We start from the raw sequence: 15,339 nt of genomic DNA on the forward strand, positions 1-15,339 counted from the left end.
TATGAAAATAAGCAAACTGAAACTCAAAAACTTCCGTAGCTATAGAAGCGTAGAAATCTCTTTCGAGAATCTTACAGCATTTATAGGGCGTAATGATATTGGAAAATCTACGATTTTAGAAGCCCTAGACATTTTCTTCAATGAAGGAAAAGGTGTTGTTAAATTAGAGGCTAACGATCTCAATACTGAAGCGAAAGGACCAGATGAACAGTATATTGAGATTACCGTATGTTTTAACGACCTACCAACTGAGATAACAATAGACAGTACATATCTAACGACTCTTGAAGATGAATTTTTGCTCAATGAGGATAAAGAACTTGAGGTTATCAAACGATACCCTTTAAAAGGGTTAAAAGAACAGGTGTATCTATCTGCATATCATCCATCCGATCAGAATTGTTCGGATTTGTATACAAAGAAATCTTCTGATCTAAAGAAAATAATAAAGGATGTAGGCATCCCTTGTGAGAATAATTCTATCAATGCAATAATGCGTTCTGCTATTTGGAAACACTACGATGTCAACCAGCATTGTGAACTCAAAAAGCTTGACTTAGCAAAAGAAGATGGAAAGAATATATGGGAGAAGATCAAAGAGTTTCTACCTCAGTACTCTCTATTCCAATCTGATCGTAAGAATAGTGATAACGATAGCGAAGTTCAGGATCCACTAAAAGAGGCCACGAAAGAGATTATTAGTAGTAACAATTTAGAAGCTCAATTCAATGAAATTGCTACAGAAGTCACAAAGAAACTTCGGAAAGTAGCTAATAGCACGCTCAGTAAACTGAAGGAAATGAATCCTGATATTGCCGAAGGTCTAAAGGTAAAAATTCCTGAGGTAAAGGAATTAAAGTGGGCAGAACTCTTCAAGTCTGTATCAATAGAGGGAAATGATGGAATTGCGATGAATAAAAGAGGAAGTGGTGTACGAAGACTGATACTACTCAATTTCTTTCGAGCAAAAGCAGAAGAGAAGGCTTCTAGGGATAATCGCACACTAATTTACGCCATTGAAGAGCCTGAAACATCACAACATAATGAGCATCAAAAAATCCTCATTGATGCTCTAAAGGAGTTGGGAAACAAAGGGCATCAGATACTGCTAACTACTCATAGTGGTCATATAGTTAAACAGCTTGATTTTAACCAGCTCCGCCTTGCACGGCTTAATAATAACAAACAAAAGGAGGTTGTCGAAGTAGATGTACAAGCATTACCTTATCCATCTCTCAACGAAATAAACTATATTGCTTTTGGTGATACTAATGCAGAATACCACGATGAACTCTATGGTCATCTTGAATTACAAGGACAATTAGCATCTTTTGAGCAAGGAAAGTCAAAGCGTACATACATTAAGTGTTGGCATGGGAAGAGTACTACTGAAAATATAAGTCTAGCTAAGTACATTCGTCACCAAATTCATCATCCAGAGAATACACAAAATAGGCTCTATACATCAGAAGAACTCCAACAGTCGATAGAGGAAATGAGGGCATTTTTAATATCCGTAAATAGTTCTAATAAATGAAACAAGAAATACAAGCCATAGACCCAAAGGATTTTTTCTCTATCGTACGTGCTATTGGGTCTGACCTCGAGCATACGCAAGTACGTATGATAGCCTCTGCAAATGCAGATATGCTTTTCCACTATTGGAAAGTAGGGCATTTTATTCTCTACCTCCAAAAAAAAGAAGGTTGGGGAAGTAAAGTCATAGATAAACTTTCCAAGGCGATACGTTCTAAATATCCAGATAAGAAAGGGTATTCTCGCAGAAATATCTTCTATATGTGCCAGTTTGCCAGTGCTTATCCGTTGGAAGTGCTGAAAGAGATGGACAGGATAGATAGCTTACTCACAACTCCTACAGTAGAAAATGTTTTGAGCTTGACTAATGAACTCAATGAAATAGTGCAACAACCTGTTGCACTAATTCAATCCACAGATAATCAATCGAACACAATTACGCAACAGCCTGTTGCACAATTAGAAGAAGTTACTGAAACATTGTCAGCAATCTATCACTGCGACATCAGTCAGATAGAGGAAATCTTCAAGCATTCTGCCATAGTTCGCACCAACTGGGCGAGCTATGTAATTCTGCTTAATAGTAAGCTTCCATTAGGCGAGTGCTATTGGTACATTTCGCAAGCAGTTGCTAATGGATGGAGTCGCAATGTTCTGCAGGTGCAGATTGAGACCAATCTTTTCGCTCGACAGGTCACGGCAAAGAAAGTGAGTAACTTCTCGGCACGATTGCCCAAACCGCAAAGCGACCTTGCCAACTATCTGATGAAAGACCCTTATATCTTTGATTTGATGGGACAGACAGATAAAATGGCAGAACGAGACCTTGAACAACAATTGGTATCTCATATCACCAAATATCTTTTGGAAATGGGCAGTGGCTTTGCATTTGTGGCACAGCAGAAGCATTTTGAAGTAGGCGACTCTGATTTCTATGCCGACCTCATCCTCTATAACATCCAACTGCATGCCTATGTGGTTGTTGAACTTAAAGCCACACCTTTCAAACCAGAATACATGGGACAACTAAACTTCTACATCAATGTAGTAGACGATACGCTACGTGGAGAATACGACAACAAGACTATTGGATTGCTACTCTGCAATGGACGAGATAAGGTGGTGGCGCAATATGCTCTTTCTGGCTATGATCAGCCTATTGGTGTCAGTGATTATCAACTGACAAAGTCTATACCTGATGATTTGAAGTCGGCTCTGCCTACGGTGGAAGAAGTTGAGGAAGAGTTGTCGAAGATAGTAGAGCAAGATAGCGAAAGATGAAATATCTATATTCGTCAGCAATTAATCAAAAAGAGGATTAAAGGTTTAATTTTTTACTCAGTAGTAAACTATTAGTTTACCTACAAGCATAAAAACCAACTACTAAACGAAGACACTCCAAGAAACTATACTAAACAATTTCTTGGAGTGTTTGCTATTTTCTCAACTGCCTCTTAAGTTTTCTTTGTTCCTGTTTGATACGTTCTTGTTGCAACAACAACTCTGCTTGCCGTTGCAGGGCTTGTTCATAATCAATAACCTTCTGCTGCATTTGCTGGATGGCTTTGGGATTACGATGCGTGATAAAAATGCTGTCAAGGTAGTCAAAATCTTTTTTGGTAGCTTTGCCTTGCATTCGCAGATAGCGATAACGGAGGTCGTAATCGGAGGCGGTTTGCAGTTGGTTTGCTCCCATACTGAAGAACCAGCAACTTATCATGACCAGTCCACAGACTAACAGGAGTAACATGCGCTCGGCTAAATGCACACTTGCAAAGAGCGAGTAGTTCTTATATTCTACGGGCTTTTGCTGCTCACGGATGAGCTGCTGTAAGGCTTCAAACTTCGGGTCGAGTTTCTTGCTCGACTGCGATAATGCCTCCAAAACAAAAAGCTGGTGCTCTTTGATTTTAGTTTGCGTCTCTTTGGAGAGATGGATTTGCACGGTCTCTTGCGTTGTGGTGCGCTCTGCTATTGGATTGGCAGGCTGCTCTGCAAGCGTGGTGCGCAGTTCTGTTTGCGCCTTAATGATGGCTTTGCATTCTTGTTTGAGTTCTTCGAGAATATCGAGAACAGGTGCTATTTCGTTATTCATACTGATATAAATTTGATGTGATTAAATTCTACGTTTACGATTAGCTTTATTGCGGAGTTTCTTTTGAAATCGAAGTTCATCAACGTCTACGCCACTACTTGGTGTCAGCATTGTGAACACTTCGCTAATTGCTTCGGAAAAGTCTGAAATAAAACTATTTTCATCGACAGAATATACCATAGGCTCTTTTTGTAGATGACTTTGCTCTTGTCGTTGGGAATTTCGCTCTATCTCTGCATTAAGGCGAGAGAAAGAGCAGGAACGGTCTATCTTTGAGCCACTGAAACTGAAACCGTCTTTTATAAAGATGATGCCTTGCACTACGTCTGTATTGCCTTTTGTTTTGAAATGAGTGGTAATGCCTTGTTTGTCTAAACCTGCGACAAAGCCTTTCCAATTCTTCGATTGGGGCAACACAGCTTTGATGGCATCGAATATTTCATATCGCAATTTATCCTCACCTCTCAATCGTAAGCGGTTTACCTCTTGCTTTCCTTCGCCAATAGTCAGACCATAACGCTCAGTCAGTTCCCGGCAAATCTTTGTGGAGCGGTATTTCTCATTGCGGTCGCTGATGGTCTTGCCATCATTGCCAATGCGATTGATGCAAATGTGCAAGTGCGGATGCTGGCGGTCGCTGTGCCTTACGATAAGGCTCTGCGTATTCCCGTAGCCCATTTTCTCTAAATACTCATTGGCAATCTTCACCATCACATCATCTGTCAGTCGCTCGGCATCGCTGGCAGAGAACGAGAGTATCGTATGGCAAACGGGCTTCTGTACGTTCGGGCGCATAGAGGCTTGCAGAGCGAACTCGTCGGCGCATAGGTTTTGGTCGATAAAACCAATGTTATTACTCGCTAAAACCTTAGCTTTTCCTTTCTCTTTGCTAAGCATATAACTGACAACTCCACTGAAGTTTGTTCCTTTAATAATCTGGGCTATCATGGCTTCAATCGTTTCATAAGTTCATGAATAAGTTGTTTCAGCGCATTCAGTTCTTCGTTGAGTGCAGAGATGCCGAAAGCATTGAGCCGATGGGCAATTTGGTTAAGATTGTTAGCCATACCAGAAACTGTACGGATGAGTTGCATTTCTTCAGGCTTGATTCGGCTCTTTACTTCTGCATTTGTAATGAGCTGCCGTAAAAACTCTGTTCGAGAAATTGAGGCTTCACGTGATTTTCCCAATAAGGTGTAGTACTCCATTGTATTAAGCCGAAGAAGCACTTGATATTTCCGTTTCTCTGATAATGTCTTGGTGGGTCGTCCACCTTTATTCTTCTGTTCCATTTTTTATTTTTTTGATGAGACCAACGGGATTTTCACCTCCCTATGATGGGAGTAAGTAGGTTTTGAGATACTCGAAACACAAACTTGCTCCCCTAATAAACACTATCTTCTGATACCACGCTTCGTGGTTGGTAACGAAGGTTGATTTTCTTGCACTTTGGACTGAGAAACAAGCCATTCGTTGAGATCTTTGTGAGTTCGATAGCGAACAGATCCATCTATGATAGATGGGCAAAACTGCTTCAAAAATTCAAACGATTTTCGTCCAGCATCATCATTATCCAGAAAACTCTCAACTTGCTTGTAGCCTTTTATCTTCTCTTGAATGCGTGACAAAAGAGCTAGAGAATTAAGAACTATGGTATCGTAAGTTGAAGCTGGATTCAGCGTTTGCCACGAAAGAAAATCCATAAACCCTTCAAAGATTTGTAAAACGTCTGTGCCTTTGCTAATAGTTGTAATCGCTTTTGGAGCAATGCAGCCTTTGAAATAAGGACTACGAATTTCCCATCCGCCAGCATCGTTTGCAAACCCAATGGCATAGTATGTCCGATTGGTATTATTGTATCGAATTTCAGAACAGAATCTATTGGCGGTGTTGGGAGAAATTCCTCGCTCTGCGATGTAACGTAACAAATAAGGATTGGTAAGTGATTGCACAGATATGATTTCTAATTTATGTTTAGAGGTTTTTCTTTCACCGCCAAAAGAAAAATCTTGATGCACTATTTGTTTTGAACCGATGAGAAGTTCAATAGCTTCGTTCATGGTACAATGTTGTAAAGCACGCACAAGGTCAATAATATCTCCATGTTCGCCAGTTCCAAAGTCATACCATTGGTTGCGCTCTGTATTTACTTTGAATGATGGTGTACTTTCGTTACGTAGCGGGGAGCAGTACCAAAAGTGAATACCTTGTGCTCGTGCAGGTGAATAACCCTGTTGCAGCAAATAATCTGTGATAGAGATTTGCTTGATATTTTGTATTTCCATTGTGATTTTGTTTTGAAGTTTGAAAAGAATAACTCTCAGCCTTTTTCTTTTGGAGGCTGAAAGGCTTAGGATTGGTCGGACAGTCGTACACTATAGGCACACCTTTACGTCCGACCAAGTTTGTTTCTCATTGGTCGGATTGGTTCAGGTATATATAGCCTGTGTCCGACCGACCAAAGGTTTTATAGTAGAGAATTATGGCTGAGCCGATATTTTCCTCGTTCTTCCTTAACCACTATGCCTTTGTTAAGCAAGAATTGCAAAAGCTCTTTGAGCTTTGTTTGTCCGTAGGATTGTCCCACAACTTTTACATAAGCCTCTTTGAGAGCTACGATAAGTTTACTATATGGCAAGACTTCATTTGTAGAGAAGACTGGTTCCAACGCTTTTCGATGTTCGTTAGTGCTTAACTCTTGGTAGGAGAAACGATGTGACTTCCGTTCATTGTCCGAATATGAGAGATCTATTTGGGGAATGCAAATATTGTCTTCAACCTCCTTAAGTCGAAAGGCAAACCTTTCAAAGGGTTTGGAGCGAATGATGGAGGGGGCAACAATACTGCGTTCAGGCAGCGTGTTGTCTTTCGTGATTTGCAAGACAGTCTCTGCCTTGTTGTTGAGTTCCGTCCCAATATGTCCTCGTGCGTTGTCGTCGCCCTTATTGAGGTGAAGCACAGTTTGGATGTGAATGTTTTGCTCGCTCGTCCATTGCATCAGGTCGCCCACTAACTTGGTTGCCTCTGTTGAATTGTTGATGTCGAGCATCAAATCCCGAATGCCGTCAATGACTACCAAACCCACATTGGGTGTATTGTAAATGGCATAACGAATGATTTCTCTGCGCTCGTTAGGGTCTGCAATGGCTCTAAGATGACTGAACTTCAAATTCTGCGGTTCCTTGTCTATCGGCAGTTTTGCCAATCTCAAAATACGTTGCATCACAAGTTGGCAATGATAAGGACTTTGTTCCGTATCAAAGTAAAGAATCGTGCGTTTACTCTCAGGAAATGATGCCTGATATTCCAGCACCTGCCCATTGACAAGGGCTGCTGCGACGATGGCACTCACATTGAAAGTCTTCTTAGCTTTCGCCTTACCTGTTGATACACTGAAGTTCCCCAGTGTGCCAATAATGGCTTCACCTGCTTGTAGTACAACTGGAGGAAGCGTAAACTCATCGGTTACATGGATAAGCGACTTTTTCCAAATGTTTTCATAATCTGTTATATTCATCATCTTCCTCCTGTCTTTCGTCCTGCCAATTCCAGTGCAAGGTCGGCATCAACGATAATCTTGCGCCCCACCTGCGTAATGGCACGATTGATTTTACCACTTTGCTTGATACGATTAGCCGTGGGCAGGCTACACCCGAAAAGGCGTGCAATACCAGCCAACCCGTACACATATCGCTTTTCTTCTTTGGAGGAAGAAGCCTTTGTTAATTCCCCGCACGTGGATATATTACTGTGTTGTGCAAGGAAAAGTAATTCTTCACCAGTCATCTGCCAAACAGGCTTGTCCCGTAATTCATTTATCGTCATAATTCAATTGTTTTGAAATGAATAACTTGCCCTTGCGCATAGGGCATTCAGTCAGCTCTGACGATGCAAAAGTAGAGGGCTTTTGATACTCTACCAAGAGGCAGGGATATAGCGGGAAGTATAAGGAAATACCAGGAAATCAACGACTATCAAAAACACTTAAACCATACTCATAAAGTGAACAATATCGGGCAAAATACCGTTTATAAGTAATCATTATGATTGTTTTAGTGATTTTCTCTTACACGTACATTAGATTCTGAACAGGTGTAGATCTATAAAAATATTGAGAGGAAATCGTGTCTAATTTTTCACCAAGGGTAGCAACCTAACTTTGTGAAGGGAAAATAAGCCTCTGTTCGCTAAATTCAATCTCTCATTTACTTCTAGCAAACACTCTCCCTCGTAAGAACAAACTTTGGTTCCGTGTCATCACCACGGCACAAGCTACACGGTCGCAGCCCCACAGCAAGCACGAATACCAGCAACCGCCAACCACCCGTGCGAGGTCGATTACACCTACCACTTCAAGCCCCAACGGCGGCGCACTCCCTCCTCCCTCTGGCATATAGACAATGGGCGGTAACCTACCACTGGCGAGAGTGTCCGCCAAAGCAAAGCGACTACCGATAAAAAGAAAGCAGACCTTGGTGCCGCACTGGGCGGATCCAAAGTCTGCTTGTATAGTGAACTATGCACAAGAAAAAACATTTATTTGTGCATATACTGAAGATTTACTCCTCCTCATCATCTTCTGTCTGCCATTTTCCTGTGCGGAATGCTTCCCATTCATCAGAATGGAAATACTTTGAATGGAACTGATCCATAGCGGACAAAGATTGGGATAGTATTAAAACTGCATCGCTGTTTGTCGGCAAATCATCTTCATCCAGTTTTTGAAGGAATTCGATTGTAGGTTCGTCCTTCAGCAGAATCAAAACTTTGTCTAACAATTTATTGATAATCTTGACTTTGTTGAGGTTGAGCTGTTCCGATTGCTTTTTACCAGACATAACTTTTACTTCGGAATATGCTGAATGTAGGAGAGGACGAACGACCTCATATAGTTCAACTTTTTCTTTAGATACCTTATTCATCATTTTTGATATTTAAGAGGCATGTATGTCCTGATGTCATTCTTTTCTTTATTACCATCGACATTCCAATACCAACGTCCTGAAAACATATGAACATTATCTTTTCTCAGTTCTTCCATGCAATTGATATATTGGCTGATAATCATTGCAACATCTCCATTGTTAGGCAAAGCATCTATATCAAACACTTCAAAACCGTCAAAAGGTTTCATATCTCCAAGGATGTCATTTGCTGTTACAAGTACCTTGTTGATAAGTTTAAGTTTGAACTCATTAACTTCTGCCTTGGGGTCTTTTTTGACCAGTACGGCAACTTCGTCATGTAAGGCTTGCAACTGAGTTGCAGTCTTATCGAACTTCAAAATTTCTTCTTTTGTCATTCTAATACTATTTTAATTCGGACACAATCTTGTAAATTCAACATATTTCTTTTTAATAACTTCAATTGGTTTCCTTTGCTCATTGGAGTTGATATTCTGCATTAACTTCAAATCATCGTCTGTCATTATCAAAATACAGCGCCGTTGTCCTGACCAAAGGTCTATTGTGTTTTGAAGCATTTGTTTTGAAGGGTTGTTCCTTGTAAAAAGAATGCCAAAACGTCCAAAATTTCCAGACATGTAACGATTGAGCTGATTGATATGTTCTCGTTCTATCGAGTGAACATTTTTCAATTCCACAACAATTTGTCGGCAATCATACACATCGTACAGTTCTTTGAGGAAGTCAGTGTCGATGTTGTTGTAGAAGATTAAATCACGGATTTGGGTTCCTGACTCAATTCTACTCTGTTCTTGTGCAAAATCCAAATGAGGATATAGTAAAGAAGTCAAGACCTGCCCCATCAATTCCTCATATTTTTTATCTGCATTGTCTTTCTTGCCTGTATATAGTTTTGTAATAGAACAGACTTTCCTTCTTGCAGATTCTTTGCTTATTTTTGAGAACAGAGGGTCGTTCTTGCAATCATCTTTTGCAAGTTCCTTAATGGAAATGTATTTTTCTACTTGGTCGAAATGATGCCTATTATACTCCAGTATTTGGATGCGATTTTTAATGCCGTCATATTCCTTATTTATATCAGCAATAATATAGTCCTTATAGTAGCTGTCATAGTTTAGCCACGGTGAAAACCTCAGCCAACGCTTGGGTACAAACAGAATGCTTTGTTCCGTTTTTTCGTTGATTGGCAAATTTGTTGTTTCTTCAACTATGCTCTTCTTTTTCGTGTCATAATACGATATTTTAGACAAACTGAGAGGTATGCCATACTTTTTACACTCTTGTATTGTGTAGTCAATGAGGAAGGATTTTATCAGAGAACACGCAATATCACTAATCCTATCTTTAGAAATGTCCTGTACCAGTAACTGTATCTGCTCAATATGCTTAAATCCCAACTGCGACACTTGGGTAATTGCCTGAAACAAGTCAAGAACTTCTTTTGCTTTTGCCGTTGAGATAGGCCGCCCCATACGCTTGTTCGATGTGCCTAATCCAACCTCAGCGCATTCACTGAGATAAATTAAGGTCTCAATAGCTTTATCTTGCTTATCGTCCAAATACATTCGCCCCAATTCATTGAATGCGGTAATCACCGATAAATGTTGTCCGTTATCCATTTGTGATGGTGACTTCCACAAGAGAAATGGGTCAACATATAGAGGTATATCTTCGTCCATATATGGGATAGCGAAGTCTACCTTGCTTTGTAACAAGGGAATTCCATAATGATCAGATAATCGAGGTCGAATAAAATCTGTTGTATCAACCATAATATTTTTATTAACGGTTAGATGTAAACTTGCACCTTGGATAGTTAGAACACCCAAAGAAACATCCGTATCTACCTTGCCTTTCTACAAGTCGTCCTCCGCACCTTGGGCATACACCGTGTTGGATTTTATTTTGGCTATCGTATTGCTTGCGAAGTGCATTGTACTTGTGTTCGCATGTAGCACCTTTTTCCAAAGTCTTGCTATTGCTCTCAATGATACTAATAATTTTCTCTTTAATCTCTTGGCTAATTGCAGGAATTTTATATTGCAAAATTACATCTTTTAAGCAGCAACGATTCACCACAATATGGGTGTTAACATTTACCTTCAGTTCTGCCTCGTTGTTGAAGCACACAATCGGAATAAATGGAATGTTCCCTAAATCTTTCAGCATGAACTTCAAGAAACGCACATGGCCATCATTTTGCAGAAGTGGGCTGTAAAAGGTTGACTTGTGTCCGTATATGATTTGCGTCTAGTACTCTGAATTTTCTCCTCCAAGAATCCAACCTTTGTAGCCTTTGGTTTCAATAACAAAAACGGCATAAGGTGATACAACGATATGGTCGATTTGTGTTGACCTACCATTACTCATAAAGAGCACATCGTCTATGACGTGATATTCCTCTGGTAGCTGCATCAATTTATGATGCACCATTTTCTCCGCAATCTTACCTTTGTTGAAGCGAAGGTAAAGCATTGCAGAGAAAGCCAGAATTACTATGAGTGCAGATAGGAACATGAATTGTTATTCTCCAGGAAATTTATAAACTTTCATCAACTCGTCTACCAAGGTTGCGGTGCGGGTCTTGATATCATCGACAGTCCATTTATCCATTGTAGCTATTTCACGGTTGATGTCAAGACCATTCTTGTAACCGATGAAACGCTGACCATCTTTGCTTTTACGGTCACATTTTTCCTCGAATGACTTGTTTCCCAGTGTACTATTATAGCCAGTAATGGTAAGGTTTCCGATTTTATGAGTGTACTCTTCGAGATACTGTTTTGCCAGTTCCTTATCGCCATCTGCAATCATATTGACCCAACTTTCAGGGATATTCTGCCCCTCTGGGAAGATATGCTCAATAGTCCACACAAACACTTTCTTATCGGTGCGACGCCAAAGGTCGGTCCAAGTCTCTTGCGTCATAGCAGCCTCTGCAAGTTTACAAAGAATGTAGCGTGTTGCGCCAACATTATCTTTGTAAACATCGCCCTCCAAACTGCGACGGAACTGCTCGTCAGATGCGCAGTTGGTTGGTGTGCTTAATATGTCAATAATAATCGATACCACTTTGCCACCAGTCGCTTGTGCTTCTTCTAACTTACTGATTATATCCATAAAGATGCGTGTAAGGTCGCGAGTGTTAGGATAGTCAGTAATATTACGGCGAACAAAGTACTTGGCAAGCAAGCGGATTATCAAGTTGATTTGTTCCTCTGAAACTGCAAATTCCTCCTTGTTGCGTATTAAGTACATGAGCAACAAATAGGATGGTGCACCTTGAATGTGGTCAAGGTCTTCCAACGCTTTGTGATATGGATTCTCAATAATATCTTGTAAGATAAGCCATGAGTAGATTTGACCACATTGTAAAATGTCGTCAAGGAACGAGGGAAGGTCTTTGTTGATTAGGCTTTCGAATATATTAAGTAAGTTCGAGCGTGTAGCCACAACGCCCAATGGGTCTTTCTTGCGGTCAGCGTCACTTTGGAAAGGCTCGTTCAAACGGTGTTTGAAGGCATTATAGTACTGGCGGAAGAAGCGTTCCTGTATGCTATAATCTTCTGAAAGGTTTCCGAGCAGCGTTTGCCAGCGATTAAAGCAATCATCAATTGTAAGGTTATTCCCCTCTGCCTTTGCCATGATAAGGTTTTTCATCAAGTCAATAGCTGTGAGTGGTGTTCCTCGATTGTTTAGCGATTCAAACAGCACATAAGCATCAGAGTGTGAAGAAACCTCAATCTTCACCAACATGGCTTGTTTCACCTTGTTGTATTTTCCCAACAGGAAGTCTACAACACTTTCATCATTCAATGACTCAATCTCTTTGTCAATGCGTTTCAAAAAGTAATTATAGCAACGTGCAATCTTGCGTTGTGCATAATAAGGATGCTTGGAAGCAGATGCTTTGCGTAACGCAACGCCATTCATCAGATGATTGAAATCGTCTAAGTTATAGTTCTGCACCTGAGGTACAAGTTTCATCTCATTAGGAGAGTTCTTGCTCTTCAATGATTTTCTCAACGACGGCAAAACATCTTCGTCATCCTCGCTCATTTCATCCTTGTGTTCTTTCAGGCGCGTATATATGGCTGTAAGGAACAAACTGATGGTGGTTAGTCGTTGCTGTCCGTCAATCACCTCTAAATATGGATTGATGGCATCACCCAGTGGGATGCAGATAATAGATCCGATGAAATATTCATCGTTATTCTCACTGATGTCGTCGTAGAGTGCTTCCCACTCACGATAACTCCATGTGTATTCACGCTGATACTTGGGGATGGTGTAATAGAAATTTCCATCCGCAGAAAGTATCTCGTAGATATGATATTTGTTTACGCTCTGAATCATACAAAAATAATCTGTTTGTACAGAGGAATGTTATAATTAGAGATTTAACTTGCTGATTATTTCATTCCATGCAGCCTGCTGAGGATATTTTACATTTTCATCATTCTTCATCAAATTAACGTAGTGTTCGATGAAATCTGAAGGATCACTCAGTAAGCGCAAGTAGTACTTTAGTGATGTGTACACACCGTTTACTATCACCTGACATCCGTGTTTCCTCGCTATTGATTTAATCTCTTCCTCAATAGGACTCCAATCTGCTTTACTCATATCTGCGGTGGTCAGGAGATAATACCTATTGGTATGCTGTGACATGAATTTGGTGTAGGCATGTTCAACCAAATCTTTGGTTATTTCGATATTGTGTTTGATTTCCACTCCTTCAAATGCCTCTCCATTGATGTCATTTATCTGTATGTCGCCAATTTGACCTGATTGAGAATCCGCAGAAGTGTGAGATTCAAGAGGACACAATTGCTTATCATGAAAACGTGACACTTCTTTCATCATACATTCGTATGCCGCATATATGGCAAGTGTCGGAAGGCGAGATGCACCGTGTCCTTGATATGGATAATCAAAGTGTTGGTGTAGTACCTCAATGATGTTTGAGATAGAAAGACTATGTGGCTTTGCTAAGTCAATGTTATGGCTATCTCTCTGCCTTATCAACAAGACAAAGAAATAAGTAAGAATAGATTTCGCATCTACTCCGTTTACCTGTACCTCATTTATGAGTTGCAGGAAAGCGTTTTTCAGTGAGGTCGGCTTTATAGCCCCAGGATAATTCAAGTCATAAGGAACTTTCTGTTCGAGACTCCTTGTTAACCATCCAGACTCAGCCATGGCAGGAAAGTTCTTCTCCTTAATAAAAGGAGTAATAAACTTCGAGTCAATAGTTCTTCCCGAAAAATTGCCAATATCTTTTTGATGATATCGGATGTCATCTTCAGGAACAACTATTTTGTGTGCCATCAGAGTTATAATTACTGCTAAAACAGCTTTACTGTTTTCTGCTTTATCAACAATGGTTTCTATGTAGCCCTTTACTTCATTGCTGAAAGTAAATGTCTCATCGACATTCTGTATCTGCTCGGCAGAAGAATATGCGTCGTCGAGTATTTGTCTATAATTTATCATCTTATAACAATTGTCTTTTTATTTCATTTCCTATTGCTTCAATCATGCTTACACACACAGAGTTCCCTAATTGCTTGTATTGAGCTCCAACAGCACTAACGCGAACAAAATTGTCAGGGAAACCCATTATGCGCCAGCACTCATTAATGGTAAGTTTCCTGACACGATTGTCCTTTGTCAGAACAAAGAATCTACCAGATGATTCCTGTGACGGGAGTGTCGGATGTGTACCATAAATAGAGTAAATCCTATTTGGTTGCTTGTGAACTCTTGAAAGATGTTCTGTACCAGGGCGAACGCCAGCCTTTCTGATGGCTTTGTTTCTATACCCCGCAAATATCAAACCTGCTTGAGTCTGATGGGTTTCTTCGAGCAAAGTGTATTCAGAGGGATCTAAATACTCGAAATCACCTGATTCGTCCAAGAAGTTAACTAATGGTTTTCTCGGTTGTTTAACCAACCTTGAAAAAACAAATGGCTGTTTCAAAGAACCAATGATGATTATTCTTTCTCTGTTCTGTGGAACTCCGAAATCAGCAGCATTTAGAATTTTCCATTCAGTATGATATCCAAGTTCCTTTAATTTCTCCAAAATAACTTCAAGTGTGTGTCCCCCGTCGTGATATTGTAAATGTTTCACGTTCTCTAAGAAAACAACAGAAGGATGTTTTCTTTCTAATATTTGACAAACGTCAAAGAAAAGAGTGCCTCGTGTGTCTGCAAATCCTTTTTGCTTACCAGAGATGCTGAATGGCTGGCATGGAAAACCGGCACACAAGACATCAAAATTATCTGGAATATAACTTTTTGTAGATTCCTTTGTAATATCGCCAAAAGGCATCTCTCCATAGTTTGCCAAATATGTTTGTTGAGCATTTGGCTCAAATTCAGAAGAGTAGACACATCTGCCTCCTATTCTTTGCAAGGCAAGTCTGAATCCACCTACACCAGCAAATAAATCTATAAATTTGAAATCTGTTTGCTTTGGTGCAGAAAAAGGAATATTAAATAAATCTTGGAAGAGGCTATACTGAAGAGGATTCTCAGCAACCATGTTGAGATATTCTTCTGTAATCTCAATATTCCCTTTTTTGTATTCTAAGAATTCTTTGAGCAATAGTAATATCTCATTTCTATCCTCATCTTCATATTTGCCAGTTGTCTTGATGGAATGTAATTTATGGCTTATGACAGCCATGGCATTCTCATACGAGGTTTCATCATAAATCTTAACTCCACCATCTATGGCGGAGGGAAAGTTTTCCATATTGATTTTACTTGTCATCG

Annotated in this window: 16 protein-coding genes; 2 read left to right on the forward strand and 14 right to left on the reverse strand. The window is 40.0% G+C overall.

The window, feature by feature from the left end; all coding sequences use genetic code 11:
- Position 1 precedes the first annotated feature (1 nt).
- Positions 2–1,537 (forward strand): ATP-binding protein, encoded by a 1,536-nt coding sequence (locus DYH27_RS12690; protein ID WP_025068384.1) that lies wholly within the window; start codon positions 2–4, stop codon positions 1,535–1,537.
- Positions 1,534–2,817 carry a PDDEXK nuclease domain-containing protein gene (locus DYH27_RS12695; RefSeq protein WP_025068385.1) on the forward strand — a complete coding sequence of 428 codons (1,284 nt, stop codon included), beginning with the start codon at positions 1,534–1,536 and terminating at the stop codon, positions 2,815–2,817. The genes DYH27_RS12690 and DYH27_RS12695 overlap by 4 nt, the downstream gene beginning before the upstream one ends.
- 154 nt (positions 2,818–2,971) lie before the next feature.
- Here the strand turns inward: DYH27_RS12695 and DYH27_RS12700 are convergent, their stop codons facing one another.
- From DYH27_RS12700 to DYH27_RS12760, 14 genes are all read right to left on the reverse strand, one after another.
- On the reverse strand, positions 2,972–3,631 hold the full coding sequence (locus DYH27_RS12700) for a hypothetical protein (protein WP_025068386.1): 660 nt from the start codon (positions 3,629–3,631) through the stop codon (positions 2,972–2,974).
- 21 nt (positions 3,632–3,652) lie between these two features.
- On the reverse strand, positions 3,653–4,579 hold the full coding sequence (locus tag DYH27_RS12705; protein ID WP_025068387.1) for a relaxase/mobilization nuclease domain-containing protein: 927 nt from the start codon (positions 4,577–4,579) through the stop codon (positions 3,653–3,655).
- Complete coding sequence (locus DYH27_RS12710; protein WP_004342798.1) at positions 4,576–4,923, reverse strand: plasmid mobilization protein; 348 nt, start codon at positions 4,921–4,923, stop codon at positions 4,576–4,578. Before DYH27_RS12710 ends, DYH27_RS12705 begins: the two co-directional genes overlap by 4 nt.
- Positions 4,924–5,025: 102 nt before the next feature.
- Complete coding sequence (locus DYH27_RS12715) at positions 5,026–5,916, reverse strand: CHC2 zinc finger domain-containing protein (protein WP_025068388.1); 891 nt, start codon at positions 5,914–5,916, stop codon at positions 5,026–5,028.
- Positions 5,917–6,098: 182 nt separating this feature from the next.
- A complete protein-coding gene (locus DYH27_RS12720; RefSeq protein ID WP_029216383.1) occupies positions 6,099–7,151 on the reverse strand; it encodes an AAA family ATPase in 1,053 nt (350 codons plus the stop codon).
- Entirely contained in the window at positions 7,148–7,456 is a 309-nt protein-coding gene (locus DYH27_RS12725) for a DUF3853 family protein (protein ID WP_025068390.1), read from the reverse strand. The genes DYH27_RS12720 and DYH27_RS12725 overlap by 4 nt, the downstream gene beginning before the upstream one ends.
- A gap of 734 nt (positions 7,457–8,190) precedes the next feature.
- The gene (locus DYH27_RS12730; RefSeq protein WP_025068391.1) at positions 8,191–8,556 is read right to left on the reverse strand and encodes a hypothetical protein; all 366 of its coding nucleotides are present in this window, start codon (positions 8,554–8,556) and stop codon (positions 8,191–8,193) included.
- Positions 8,553–8,933: a hypothetical protein gene (locus DYH27_RS12735; RefSeq protein ID WP_025068392.1), complete on the reverse strand. Its 381-nt coding sequence runs from the start codon at positions 8,931–8,933 to the stop codon at positions 8,553–8,555. Before DYH27_RS12735 ends, DYH27_RS12730 begins: the two co-directional genes overlap by 4 nt.
- A gap of 12 nt (positions 8,934–8,945) precedes the next feature.
- Positions 8,946–10,328, reverse strand: a complete 1,383-nt coding sequence (locus DYH27_RS13475) for a GxxExxY protein (protein WP_029754956.1) — start codon at positions 10,326–10,328, stop codon at positions 8,946–8,948.
- Between the two features lie 10 nt (positions 10,329–10,338).
- Positions 10,339–10,725, reverse strand: coding sequence for a topoisomerase DNA-binding C4 zinc finger domain-containing protein (locus tag DYH27_RS13630; protein ID WP_244595186.1), 387 nt, complete (start codon positions 10,723–10,725; stop codon positions 10,339–10,341).
- An 81-nt stretch (positions 10,726–10,806) separates the two neighbouring features.
- Positions 10,807–11,073: a nuclease-related domain-containing protein gene (locus tag DYH27_RS13635; RefSeq protein WP_244595187.1), complete on the reverse strand. Its 267-nt coding sequence runs from the start codon at positions 11,071–11,073 to the stop codon at positions 10,807–10,809.
- Between the two features lie 6 nt (positions 11,074–11,079).
- On the reverse strand, positions 11,080–12,912 hold the full coding sequence (locus tag DYH27_RS12750) for a DUF262 domain-containing protein (RefSeq protein ID WP_025068394.1): 1,833 nt from the start codon (positions 12,910–12,912) through the stop codon (positions 11,080–11,082).
- 36 nt (positions 12,913–12,948) lie between these two features.
- A complete protein-coding gene (locus tag DYH27_RS12755; RefSeq protein ID WP_025068395.1) occupies positions 12,949–14,052 on the reverse strand; it encodes a hypothetical protein in 1,104 nt (367 codons plus the stop codon).
- 1 nt (position 14,053) lies between these two features.
- Positions 14,054–15,337, reverse strand: coding sequence for a DNA cytosine methyltransferase (locus tag DYH27_RS12760; RefSeq protein WP_025068396.1), 1,284 nt, complete (start codon positions 15,335–15,337; stop codon positions 14,054–14,056).
- Between the last annotated feature and the right edge of the window lie 2 nt (positions 15,338–15,339).

This window comes from Prevotella denticola (assembly GCF_900454835.1).
GTDB classification, from domain to species: Bacteria; Bacteroidota; Bacteroidia; order Bacteroidales; family Bacteroidaceae; genus Prevotella; species Prevotella denticola.